This window comes from Bdellovibrio sp. HAGR004 (genome assembly GCF_055397015.1).
The window spans coordinates 329,718-341,589 of the sequence record NZ_AP029176.1 but is presented as its reverse complement, the minus strand read 5'-3'; the positions used below and the strand labels follow the sequence as shown (position 1 = coordinate 341,589).

The 11,872-nt window shown below is 48.9% G+C and carries 9 protein-coding genes; 5 read left to right on the top strand and 4 right to left on the bottom strand.

The window, feature by feature from the left end:
• The first annotated feature begins 120 nt into the window (after nucleotides 1–120).
• On the top strand, nucleotides 121–768 hold the full coding sequence (locus tag ACZ5ZV_RS01825) for a chalcone isomerase family protein (RefSeq protein WP_464119685.1): 648 nt from the start codon (nucleotides 121–123) through the stop codon (nucleotides 766–768).
• 14 nt (nucleotides 769–782) lie between these two features.
• Nucleotides 783–1,781 (top strand): hypothetical protein, encoded by a 999-nt coding sequence (locus tag ACZ5ZV_RS01820; protein WP_464119683.1) that lies wholly within the window; start codon nucleotides 783–785, stop codon nucleotides 1,779–1,781.
• Nucleotide 1,782: 1 nt separating this feature from the next.
• On the opposite strand, the gene ACZ5ZV_RS01815 is transcribed toward ACZ5ZV_RS01820, so the two are convergent.
• Nucleotides 1,783–2,055, bottom strand: a complete 273-nt coding sequence (locus ACZ5ZV_RS01815) for a peptidylprolyl isomerase (RefSeq protein ID WP_464119681.1) — start codon at nucleotides 2,053–2,055, stop codon at nucleotides 1,783–1,785.
• Nucleotides 2,056–2,106: 51 nt separating this feature from the next.
• On the opposite strand from ACZ5ZV_RS01815, the gene ACZ5ZV_RS01810 reads away from it, so the two are divergent.
• Nucleotides 2,107–2,862 (top strand): substrate-binding periplasmic protein, encoded by a 756-nt coding sequence (locus ACZ5ZV_RS01810; protein ID WP_464119680.1) that lies wholly within the window; start codon nucleotides 2,107–2,109, stop codon nucleotides 2,860–2,862.
• On the opposite strand, the gene ACZ5ZV_RS01805 is transcribed toward ACZ5ZV_RS01810, so the two are convergent.
• A complete protein-coding gene (locus tag ACZ5ZV_RS01805) occupies nucleotides 2,859–3,797 on the bottom strand; it encodes a hypothetical protein (RefSeq protein WP_464119679.1) in 939 nt (312 codons plus the stop codon). The two genes, ACZ5ZV_RS01810 and ACZ5ZV_RS01805, sit on opposite strands and share 4 nt — an antisense overlap.
• 103 nt (nucleotides 3,798–3,900) lie before the next feature.
• On the opposite strand from ACZ5ZV_RS01805, the gene ACZ5ZV_RS01800 reads away from it, so the two are divergent.
• Nucleotides 3,901–6,279, top strand: coding sequence for an ATP-dependent DNA helicase (locus ACZ5ZV_RS01800; RefSeq protein WP_464119678.1), 2,379 nt, complete (start codon nucleotides 3,901–3,903; stop codon nucleotides 6,277–6,279).
• Nucleotides 6,270–7,835, top strand: coding sequence for a GIY-YIG nuclease family protein (locus ACZ5ZV_RS01795; protein WP_464119676.1), 1,566 nt, complete (start codon nucleotides 6,270–6,272; stop codon nucleotides 7,833–7,835). Before ACZ5ZV_RS01800 ends, ACZ5ZV_RS01795 begins: the two co-directional genes overlap by 10 nt.
• A 41-nt stretch (nucleotides 7,836–7,876) precedes the next feature.
• On the opposite strand, the gene ACZ5ZV_RS01790 is transcribed toward ACZ5ZV_RS01795, so the two are convergent.
• Together ACZ5ZV_RS01790 and ACZ5ZV_RS01785 are read right to left on the bottom strand one after the other, a co-directional pair.
• Nucleotides 7,877–8,254, bottom strand: a complete 378-nt coding sequence (locus ACZ5ZV_RS01790) for a SnoaL-like domain-containing protein (protein ID WP_464119674.1) — start codon at nucleotides 8,252–8,254, stop codon at nucleotides 7,877–7,879.
• An 80-nt stretch (nucleotides 8,255–8,334) separates the two neighbouring features.
• On the bottom strand, nucleotides 8,335–11,796 hold the full coding sequence (locus tag ACZ5ZV_RS01785) for a hypothetical protein (protein WP_464119672.1): 3,462 nt from the start codon (nucleotides 11,794–11,796) through the stop codon (nucleotides 8,335–8,337).
• Between the last annotated feature and the right edge of the window lie 76 nt (nucleotides 11,797–11,872).

Genomic DNA, 11,872 nt, shown 5'->3' with positions numbered 1-11,872 from the left:
GTTTACGCGTCCTGTGTCGTGGTCCGACCTTACTTGGTGGAAAGATTGATTGCCGACAAATAAAGGGACTCACTCGGCTTTCTCCCGTATCTAGCACGGATCAAGAAGGAGTTTTATTTTATGAGAATCATCGCTTGCGCTCTGCTATCCACTCTACTGACGTTGTCTCTGACATCCAACGCGGCCCTTTTACAAATGGAACAAGGCACACGTACCATTGAGGGAGTTAACATAGCTAAATCCGCTCAAGGCACACTTGACAGCAAAAAGATTGAACTGGGTTCTGTCGGGGCAGGTCTGCGCTGGAAGAAAGTTCTGTTGATGAAAGTAAAAGTCTATGTGGCTCAGCTTCTTATCAGCAGCCCCGAGCGTTTTGTCAGAAAATCAACGGAAGCTCTGAAGTCTTTGGACGACAGCGAAAGCGTGGCTATTCAACTAAGCTTCCTACGCTCGGTAGACGCCGATACGGTGCAAAGCTCTTTCCGTGACGCTTTAGGCGCCAACAAAGTGGATATGCAAAATCCTTCCATCAAAGCATTTCTGGATGCTGTCCGTCTGGGAGGCGATGCTGATGCGGGATCCAGCCTGACTATCCTGGTGACTAAGCATTCAGACGGTTCAGAGTCCCTGATCTATGAAGACACCGCAGGCCACTTGACCCGTATCAATGGCGACAAAGGCCTTTCTCAAAAGATCTTCTCAATCTGGCTGGGCACCCCTGCCGACGATGGTGTGGCTTCTCTTAAGAACGACATTCTCAATCCCTAATCATGGATATTCAGATGAAAAAACTATCTCAATTGCTGATGTCTGCAACACTCATCACGGGCCTTGTCGCCTGCGATGCCCAAGATGCCATCGACAGCACCAAACAGATTCCCGAAAAAATGAATCAGACCAACTCCAAGATGGATGGCATGCTGGACGCCATGAAAACCACCAACAAAGGTGTGCATGACCAGTCGCTGCTGATTCCCTTGGAAAACCTTTTGAAAGAGGAAAACTACGACACCCTGGCTCCTGTTCCATTCAAGCTGATGCCTTTTGGAAAGAAGTTTGCTGAGGCTGCCACATCCGAAGAACTGGTGGAATTGACTTATCTTTGGCTTAAAGAGGTCGATGAGGCCATGCCCGCCAAAGGGATTGATGAAACCACCGGCGAGGAGCTTCCTTACAGCAAGACACAAATCCAACGCATTAATACGCAAAAGATTGCAAAGCTCACCGCCTTGCAGATCATTGCTGGCTTCACGCCGCAGTCGGTAGTGCAAGAAATGATTCAGAACTACGTCATCGGGGGATCCATCGAGGGCGGGCGTCGTTTTGAAGAAACCACCTATTCCTTCCTGATGATGCGAACGATGTTCATTCGCGATGTGCTTCTAAAGGAAAGCATTCTTTCAAAGTCCATCGACAATGTCGGAAAACTTGAAGAGGCCATGAAATACATCAAAAAAATTGATGCCATCGCACGATTGCGTTTTCACGACAAGATCCAGTTCAAATCCCGAGGTCTGGTGGGTTTCGATGGCCGCCAGCTTCCAGCCGATGAACAACCTCAGGAAAAATTCAATCGATCCACAGCACGACGACTGTGGGAGTCTTTGTACGACAAGGCCTCTGCCCAGATGAAGCTGGAAGTCCGCAGTGTCGGAACTTCACCGGAAGAAGATCAAAAGTTGCTGGAAAACGAAAAGAAGCGGATTCAGTACAATATGCAGCTGATTGAGCAGTCTCTGCAGTACTGGAAAAGCCTGCACCTCGAAGAAAGTGAATACTAGATTACCGGGTTCGTTTGATAATGTGATAGCCAAATCGCGTGCGCACTGGTTTGGCTGTCACTTCATTCACCTTCAGTGCAAAGGCTGCTTCCTCAAAGTCCATGTCCATGCGTCCTTCACCAAAAACCCCCAGGTCACCACCGAGTTTCGCTGAGGAACATTGCGAATAACGTTGTGCAAGCTCCTCGAAGCTCTTTCCGTCCTTCAGATTTCTGATCAAATCCTCGGCTTCATACTGATTCTTAACCAAAATATGACTGGCTCTGATTTTCATAAGATCCCTTTTAATTTGACCATCCCGGAAAGACTCCTTAAGGTTCTTAATGTGAAAACTGCTTTAATTTTAATGCTAACAAGTCTGACGACTTGGGCGAAACCTATTCCCGTTCGACTGGGGGGATATGAGTTTCCACCTTATGTCATCAACCGCGGCGGCACTTATGAAGGGCTGACGCTGGATCTCATTGCATTATTAAATCAAAAGCAGACGAAGTATGTCTTTTCTTTTGTTCCCACAACCACCTATCGACGATACCACGATATGAAATCGTCCCGCTATCAAATCATGGCATTTGAAAGCAAGACCTGGGGGTGGCCGGCCGAATCTGTTGAAACCTCAAAAATATTCCGCCACGGCGCCGAAGTTTTCATTGCCCATAAAGACAACGCCAAAAGCCAAAAATATTTTGAAAACCTTCACAACAAGACCATCAAGGGCATGCAAGGGTATCATTATGGATTCCTGGGCCACTCCACCAGCGACAAAGCGCTTAAGCGATTCAACGTGGAGTTCACAAATACTATAGATGGCAACATTCGATCGGTCGTAACCAAACGAGCAGATATTGCCATGGTGACCAAAGAATACCTTGAAATGTACCTGAAGAATCATCCCGAAGAGCGAAGCAAGCTGGTGGTTTCCACCAAGTATGATCAACTTTATGATCTGGGTATTCTGGTATCAAAAGGACAACACGTCATCACCGTTGCTGAAATCAATCGACTGATCGATCAAATCGTCAATGACGGCTCCTGGTCGGCTCTTTTAAAGGACAAGGGCATCGAGGAAATGCGAGACTAAGAGTCCTCGTTACCAAAAACCAGCTCAACCGTCATGTACAGGGCCCACGCCGGAGTAAAACCGTCTTCGCGTGACCAAGACAACGAGGGCGTGGTCTTCAGGTAAATCCACTGCATCGGAAGTCTTTGGGTAAAGGTTGAGGAAAGAACGAAGCTTTCGCTGTACATCGCGCTGCCAATCAACTTCGTATTATAACGGAAATCCTGTGACAGGGCCGAGTCCTCACTTAAAGTGCGAATCAGGGACGGACCATGATGCGTATCAAAATCCCGGTTGGTCATTGCCCAGTTGGCTTCATTGACGAAACGAAATAACAAATCCCGGGAAATTGCATAGTCCGTCGTCAGCGAGGTGCGCTCTTCCCATTCGTCCTTCTTTGACCAGCCAATCTGTTCAAAGAAAGAATTTTCAAAGTACCCCCATAAAAAATTGCGACGCAGACGAAGACGCGCAAAATAGTTCACGGGGATGGCCACGACCAATCCAGTCTCGCTATTCAGATCCCACAGTCGCTCTTCAGTATCGGCTTCAGAGGAACTCGAAGTTCCGGCAGATCCCGCACCTGGTTTAGGTAACTGGATCTTGTCCTGAACCGCCCTTTCCCAGCGCTTCAAGTTCGGCAGAAAAAGATTTAATGAGGTCCCCGGATCGTCTGCCCCCAAGTTTCCGCGACGAATATAGTAGGTCTGGCTTACACGCAGCGTACTGGTGTTCTTCTGGTCGTCCGCCCGGGCATTGCCAAACAAAGAATCTACACTTTCAGACAGACGGATTACGCGCGAAGACAGCAACTCTCGTGTGCCCTCCAAATAGGCGGTGGCTTTTTGTGCAGAAGTGGTTTGTTCAACGGATTCTTCCGGCAAGGCCTCTGATTCGACTTGAGCCCCCGCAAACGGGGAAAATGCAATAAGAATAACCGGAAGAAGACGCCACATATAAACAAGGTATGTTTCAAGTTGCGCCGTGGGCAAGGAAAACCGAGTTCATTTTAAATTTTTGCTATCGCGTTTAGCAGTGGTTTGTGATTGATTAGAGCCTGTGAGAAAAGTGTCTTTGGATGTCCGACAATTTGCCCTGCCCTGCCCCCGCCGAGGAAGTATTGAGCTGCACTCGGGTTATGGCGCGCCTCCGATGAGTGGTCAGGAAATTCATCAATCCATCCAACGCCGTCGCCAAAAAGAATTTGACGACTACACCCCGGAAAAACGCATGAGCTGCGTGTTCACAGCCGGCCCCTATGAGTTCCATGTCTCAGGTCGTGCGGATGGCATCACCGCCAACCCCGTTCAAATTGAAGAAATCAAAACTGCCTTCGACGTGGAAGAACTATGGCGCAAACTTCGCGCCGATGACAATCATCCTTATATCTGGCAGCTGCGCACCTACGGCTATTTCCACTATAAAGACACCGGCCACATTCCCTTTTTGAATCTGCATCTGGTTTCCTCACGCAATTTCAAATCCATGGATCTGCGTGTGACATTGGATATTGCGCACTACGAACTGTGGCTTGCACTGCGCCTGGAAGAACTGGTGGAAGAAACCAAGGTCAAAGAAAAACTTTTCAAATCCCGTCAGAAGATGGCAGAGGAAATGACCTTCCCGTTTGCCACTCCCCGTCCCGGGCAGCGCGAGCTGATTGAAAGCATCGAAGCTCAGGTGGCCAGCAAACATCCTTTATTGGTTCAGGCCCCCACAGGTTTGGGAAAAACCGTGGGCGTTCTTTATCCGAACTTAAAGGATTCCCTGGCGCGAGGACAGAAGACTGTCTATGTAACACCGAAAAACTCCCAGCACATCGTTGCGGAAGAGGCCGTTGAAAAACTACAAGAGCAAGGCAGCAAGCTGCGTTCGCTGACGTTAACGGCAAAAAGTAAGATGTGTCTGAAGGCCGAAACCCTATGCAATCCCGGTTACTGTGAGTTTGCCCGGGGGTATTACAGCAAACTGGCCGATCATGACCTGGTAAACAAGCTTAGCAAAAAACGCAAGCTGACCCAGGAAAAGCTGATCGAGATGGGTAAAGAATACGAAGTCTGTCCGTTTGAGCTTTCCGTGGAAGCCATCGAGCAGGCCGACGTGGTGATTGGTGATTACAATTATGCCTTTTCCCCCCGAAGTTTGCTGGGACGACTGTCAGAGCCTCTTTTAGAGTCCGCAGAAAAACCTAATCTGGTGATCGATGAAGCTCACAATCTGCCCAGTCGCGCGCAGGACTATTTCTCGCCTTCGTTAAGTGTGCAGGATCTGGATATTCTGGAATCTGACTTTACCAAACTGCCGGCCACGTTTTCTTTGCAGGCCGGGACACTGATCCGCAGAGCCAAGTCTTTGATTCAGGAGTACGGTGAAGACGGTGGTTCCCGCAAGGTTGACATCGACATTGAGCCTTTCCTTGATCTGGAGAGATCCATCCGCGCCTTGACCACGGAATACCTGGACAGTGAGACCGAAATTATTCAGCGGGACCCGATGTTACGCATGATGAATATGTGGAGTGATTTCATCGCAGCCCTGGACTATCGCGGGCCCGAGTTCTTCACGACTTATCAGAACACCCGCTTCAGTGAAATGCTGAAGGTCACCTGCTGTGATGCTTCTGAGCAATTAAAGTTGGCTTATAAAGAATTTAAAAATGTCGTGGCTTTTTCAGCGACACTCAAGCCCTTTGCCTATTATCAGGAACTGCTGGGCTTCCCGAAAGAAAGTCAGACTCTGGAATTCCAGTCCCCGTTTAAGGTTGAAAATCGCCAGCTGATGATCATCCCGCAGATTTCCACCAAGCTGAATGACCGCGCGCTGAACTCCGGCAAGGTCGCCGAGGTCATTGCCAGAGTCACGCGCGTGAAGGCCGGCAACTACATAGCTCTTTTTCCAAGTTTTGAATTTCTGGCCCAGGTAGAGAAGCTGTTACAGGTCCCGCATATGCGCGTTCTGCGCCAGGAACGTGACATGAAACAGCTGGATGTGCAGATCTATCTGGAAGAGTTGAAATCAGCCACCGAGCCAATTTTGCTTCTGGGAGTGCAGGGCGGAGTTTTCTCTGAAGGCGTGGATTTCCCTGGGGATATGTTGATTGGAGCCTTCGTTATCGGTCCGGCTCTGCCAAGTTTTGATTTTGAACGTGAACAGATCCGCTCTTATTTCGACAGTCGTTATGGGAAAGAACACGGTTTTAATTACACCTATGTGTATCCAGCCATGGCGAAAGCCATTCAATCGGCCGGCCGCGTGATCCGCTCTGAAACCGACAAAGGTGTGATTATCCTGATGGATTCACGCTTCTTAAATTCAGTCTATGCCGAGGCTATGCCCAGCGGCTGGTTCAAAGAAAGCCCGAAAGAGCTGGTGTCACAAAAGATCATTTCTGATCTGGAGTCTTTCTGGAAGAGCACGGAGGAAACTTCGTGCGATTAAAAGACCTGCCCGTTTTCTTTTTCGATCTGCAAACCACCGGAGCAAAACCAGGGGCCGCCAATATTCTGGAAATGGCCTGGGCCTTGTCGGATCTTTCCGAAGCTCGCAGTCACCTGGTGGCACAACCAGATGACCAGCCCGTGCCCAAAAGAATCCTGTCTCTGACCGGCATTCGCAGCGAAGAACTTGAAAGTGCCAAGCCATTGCCGCAGGTCTTTGAGATTCTTTACAGTGAAATCTCTGATCGCCCGGCAGTCATTCACTTTGCTCAATTTGAAAAGCCGTTTCTGGCGGCCAGCTTTGAAGCCTTAAACCTTCGAGAGTTCCCGGTGATCTGCACCCATGCGATTGCCAAAAGACTTTTTCCGAATCTTCCGGCAAAAGGTATCAAAGGGCTTGCGGGATACTTTGGTCATGCAGCGGGCGAGTTCAAGCGAGGCCATAGCCACGTGGAAGCCACCCAAGTTATCTGGAAACACTTGCTCGACGAACTTGAAAAGCAACACATCATGACGCTGGAGGATCTGAATCTCTGGCTGAATCAGGAAGCTCCAAAGAAGACCAAGTACGAATATCCGATGCCCAAGGAAAAACGCCTGAACCTTCCGAAAGTTCCCGGCGTCTATCGCTATCTTTCCCAGTGGGGTGAAATCCTTTATGTCGGCAAAGCCACATCCCTGCACGATCGGGTGAACAGCTATTTCCGCGGGCAAAAAGGCAGAGACTCTTTTAAACTCGAGATGCTGACTCAGTCCTATGATTTGATTGTGACCCCTTGTCGTACGCCTTTGGAAGCTGCCCTGCTAGAAACAGATGAAATCAAAAGACACAACCCCCGCTACAACATCAGTTTAAAAGCCGGCGAACGCAGTTTGGTTTTCTTTAGCCGCGATTTTCTCTCTATGAGTCCTGAACAGGACGAACAACATTTTATCGGTCCTTTTTCAAACGCTCTGGTTTTTGATTCAATTTTAAAGTTGAATGCGTCTTTGCGCACGGAAGATCAAACATTTGATCCCAATATGTTCTATGAGCCTTTGGATTCCAATCTTCTTAAGGCCGGATTTGAAATCTTCTGTGCACGCCATCAAGAATCCATGCAGACCTTTAAATCCATGCGGTCTATTTTTGCCCTGGGCTTGTATTTTGTGAAGAATGCTGCGCCGGAAGAATCGACGGAAGAAGAAGACTTGTCAGAGCAGGAAACAGAGACTGACACCCCAGAGACAGAAGATATCGAGGTCGAACTGACTGCAGAAGATATCGCAGATAAGTTTGAGCGCCACTTCATGCGAGCCGCTCAGGCGTATTTGCGGGCACGCAAGCTGACGAAACTTCTGAACTCAGATATTGAATACGCTCTTTCAAGTAAAGGCCCCCGCTATGTTCTTCACTTCAGGAATGGACAGCTGATCGAAGACTCCCCGACGGACGAAGTAACCTCTTCATCTCGACGTTGGCAGGACTCTTCAGTGGTGACATACGATCGTATGGCCGTTCTTTTGTCCGAGTTAGAACGTGTGCGCTCCAAAAAGGGATACTACAGTCTCATTTAGACCCTCCTGACTCTTCCAGAAGGATCCTGAGTGCTCAATGTTTACATGGCATAGAAGAATTCTTCTTTGATAATCTTACCGTTATGAACGGTGTAAAGACCCACCTCATTCATCTTCATGCGCTTTTTAGTCTTCTTATCAGTGGCATCAACCTTAAAATAGACGGCAAAGCGATCTCCACATGGAAAGGGACCATCCACTTCCATGGAATGAACATCCATGGTTTCTTCCCACTCTTTGTTTTTCTTACGGATGGCTTCAATTCCGTTCACCCCCTCAGGCATCCCCGGCATTGACATCGCTTCATGACTCTCGATTTTATCAGAATAAAGCTGTTCCACGGCTTTGAGGTTTTGACCTTTTTTACAGAGCTCCACCAGCTTCTGTCCGACTTGCAGGGTGTCCGATTGTCTTTCCATATCTCCTCCTTTAAGGTTAATGAAAACAATACTGAACCTACGACGGGACCGAGGGAATATGTTTGAATACAGGAACCGCCTCAATAAACAGGTTGCAACAAATTAGCCCGACGGAATCGGTCCAAATAGCTGTGCCCTTGATATTTGCCAATCTCCCGGGCCCAGAACTCCCCATTCTTCTGTTTACGGAATGTGGGATGACTGAGTTCAAGCATGTTCGCGATGTTAGTGGTCAGCCAGATGTTCTCGTCACGAGTAAACCGTCGCAGTTGCGACACCATCTCGGCTTTTTTTCCGGTCAGATCCTCCAGCAGACTTAAAAGATCTTTGGCCTGGGCTTCCAACGTATAAAGCTTCCCGAAAGTGGTCACCTCGCGGTCCATGGCCTTTAAAAGCTTCTGCGCCTTGTGACTGATGCCTTCACGCGGATCATTTCCGGCAGAATCATCACCGTAACGAGCCCCCGGCACGAGATAATCCAGATTGTTGATATTCGTGGCCGCCGTCAGGATGTCCCGCAGAGCCTTCTTCGAGATCTGCCAGCGCATCGTGCCTACCAGTTCGGGATAAGCATCCAGTTCATCAGGCATTTGGAAACGAATGTAGCCTTCGACACCCGCCCTTTTGTTAAAAAACTTCTTAAAGGTTTTTTCAAATTCTTTGCGAGTGCAATAGTTGTCAAAAATTGATTGAGTCAAAGTCACTTCAATCTCAGCAAAACGCCTTGCTTTGTCATCCACAACGGCTTCCAAAGCCATGCCAATCTGAATGCCTTCGCCCCAAAAATCTGTCACAACATCCGTCGTCGGCTTGAAGAAGCCAATATCAAGCTTATCTTCCCACAGACGACTGAGCCCTCGATCATAAGATCGCGATTTATGCCCCAGCACCAGTCTTTGCCCATCTACCAGCAGATCACTGACACCGGTGTCAGAAGACCGCTTCCAGACCATAAAAGCCAGATTGAAGCTTTTGCTTTTCGCCGACTCAATCCACTCATGGGGTTTGACCATCTTGGCAAGGGCTGTAAAGTCGGTGTCCACCAGTGCTGACTCCACCGCATCCTGCAATTGCATCTGCTTTTCCAAAGACTCATTCAGCAGATCGACCCGGTACATGCGATAGACTTTCTTCGTTCGTTCTGCCCTCACGTTGGCGGCCAAACGCAGATAAGTCCTAATATCAATTCCACTATAGGCAGATGCCACGTCCACGTGATCCGTACTGATCTCAAAAAGCGTGGGATGAGGCTTGGAATAATAGATGGATTTAACCGAGGCATAGCCCAAGCCAAGCAAGGCCGCTTCGATCTGAACGTCCTCAATCACCTTCAACTTGGTCTTTCCGACCGAGGCACCAAACGAATGGCTGACACGCAGTTGTTCACCCACAGCCAAAGATCTTCGGATTTCGCGAATACTGAACGGATTCAGCAGACTGAAGAATCGGCTGGTGCCAACTTCCTTCATTGTCGAAACGCTGTGCAGGTACTCAAACGTGTAGGTATAATAAAGCCCCACCGGCGCTGTGACACGGTCGTTGAATATCCCGACCGGAAGACTGATGCTCAGTTTGTCGTTCAGAAGATACCGCTTCTGGCCGGGGCCCAGTTCCGGATTCACGCTGACGCCTCTGGAAGCTTCAAATCCAATCCCGCCCTCCAAAGTCCCGTTGCCCAAATCAACGACGAAGTCCGCCTTGCCGTAGTTTGCCGGATTAAACAGAGATAAAAATTTATTCTGAAGAGTGTTAATGGTGAGAACTATCGCCCCTTGAAACGGGGTAAAACGATTTCCCAGAATCGGCAGGGTATTGCCGGGATATTCTTGCGCGCCTTCCTTCAAAAAGCCGTGCTCATTGATATAGTCCGGATATGCTGACGCCAGGTCCTGCTTGGACTGCACCGGATGCGGTTGGAACCCCTCTTTAAGCAAATCAAAATCCACCATCATCTTGTTCAGTCGGGATTTCAGTTTTTCCGCATAAAGTCTTTGCACCGGCTCGGGGAATCCTGATGTCTGCATAATGCCATCAATTTGATCTGTGCGAATCTGCGCCATACGACGGGCCAGCCACTTCACATCGCTGTAAGTGGTGTCCTTCCAAGTTCGCGAATTAAAGACCGAGAACCAGAACAGACGAACTTGCCCGTTGTTTCGTTTTGTGAACTCCCACGTAAACTCATTCACAGCCCCTACGTTTCCAAGCATGGCCGGAAGCCCCAATGCAGAACTGGTGTCCGACAGGAAGAAGATCGGCAACCATCCCCGCCGCTCGTCGCGAACGGCGTCCACACGGGCCTGATATTCAAACTGGTCCTGCAACGAGATCAAAGCATTATAAAGAACCATGGCCCGGTATTCGCGGCGATTGCGCAAACCATTGTCCCCCATGCGGAACGGACCCATCCGGCGATAGTCGTCCTTGTCTGGGTAGGCCTCCAGGGTCACGTTCTTCATGATGACGGCATTTTCACCAGGAATTCGTTCAACATGCGTCATCGCTGAGCCCATTTCCAGTCCATGCACATTGCGCCACTGAGTCAGGAACTCTTCAAACGAGGTATCCCCCAGTTCCAGCTTAATCGCCGACCGAAATGTTGTCGGATTGGCCGGATATCCAATGATTCGTGCCAAATGGTTCACCACAGAGGCATTGTAGGCTTCAAAGCCCACACGCAAGGTGACGTCTTTCTTTTTAGGAAGGCCTTTTTTATTTAGCTCCTGATCGTCTAACCAGTGGGTCTTAAACTTGATCGTTCCATTCCCCATGCGCTCATAATGAAAGACCGGCAGAGGGTTGTTCCTTGGAGGGAAAAACTTTCTTTTCCAATAAATCTCTAAATAAGGATCGTAAGCTGCGATGTCATTGTCCGTCCAGATCGCGGAGGAGGGAGGATCCAGCTTGGAAAGATCATTCCCTGCCTGCTGATAGGCTCTCAGTTCTTTTTGATTTGCGAAGTGTCCGTTTAAAAGAAGGTTGCTGGCTTGGGTTTTAGCGGAGTCATCGATGGAAAACTCAAAGAAATTTTCCGCAAGATTCTTCACTCTCTCTACCAAAGAAGTAAAGATCGTCATCGGATAAGGGGTGTAACCAGCAGCAATAAAAAGAAGAATCAATTCAACCTTTTCATGGATTTCATTGGGGCTCATTCGCGAATAGCGCGCCTGCAAGTCTCGCGTGTGCTCCAGGGCAAAGATCAAAGGTGCGATGGCTTCGGACTCGCTGCTTTGGGCTTCCAGGCCCTCTTTTTCGGCCTTATCGTTTTCATAGCCGTGCACCAGAATCAAATTGGTCTTGCGGTTCATCTTGGCTGAATCCATCAAAAGGGACTTCTGAAACTCCAAAAACTGAACCAGTGACTCGAGCTTACGCGGGGACAAGGTCCCATCTGAATTGTAGAAGAATTTAGTGCGATAAAGCTGCAGGGCCGGGTCATGGCCTTTTTCAAGGACACCCTCTGACGGAGAGTACGGGCTTGTCGCCAGGACGGACAGGGGGACAGAAAGGACAAGGATCAAAAGGCACAAAAAACGATTCATGGGTTCACCTGCGAATTTGTTAAAGTTCACTTTCTAGTGAATTCCACTGCCGAACGCCAGTTGCGAAGAGTTCAGG

What these genes read in the sequence shown, in the direction of transcription:
- ACZ5ZV_RS01825 (WP_464119685.1), top strand. Translation starts at nt 121, where the DNA reads ATGAGAATCATCGCTTGCGCTCTGCTATCCACTCTACTGACGTTGTCT.
- ACZ5ZV_RS01820 (WP_464119683.1), top strand. Translation starts at nt 783, where the DNA reads ATGAAAAAACTATCTCAATTGCTGATGTCTGCAACACTCATCACGGGC.
- ACZ5ZV_RS01815 (WP_464119681.1), bottom strand. Translation starts at nt 2,055, where the DNA reads ATGAAAATCAGAGCCAGTCATATTTTGGTTAAGAATCAGTATGAAGCC.
- ACZ5ZV_RS01805 (WP_464119679.1), bottom strand. Translation starts at nt 3,797, where the DNA reads ATGTGGCGTCTTCTTCCGGTTATTCTTATTGCATTTTCCCCGTTTGCG.
- ACZ5ZV_RS01790 (WP_464119674.1), bottom strand. Translation starts at nt 8,254, where the DNA reads ATGGAAAGACAATCGGACACCCTGCAAGTCGGACAGAAGCTGGTGGAG.
- ACZ5ZV_RS01785 (WP_464119672.1), bottom strand. Translation starts at nt 11,796, where the DNA reads ATGAATCGTTTTTTGTGCCTTTTGATCCTTGTCCTTTCTGTCCCCCTG.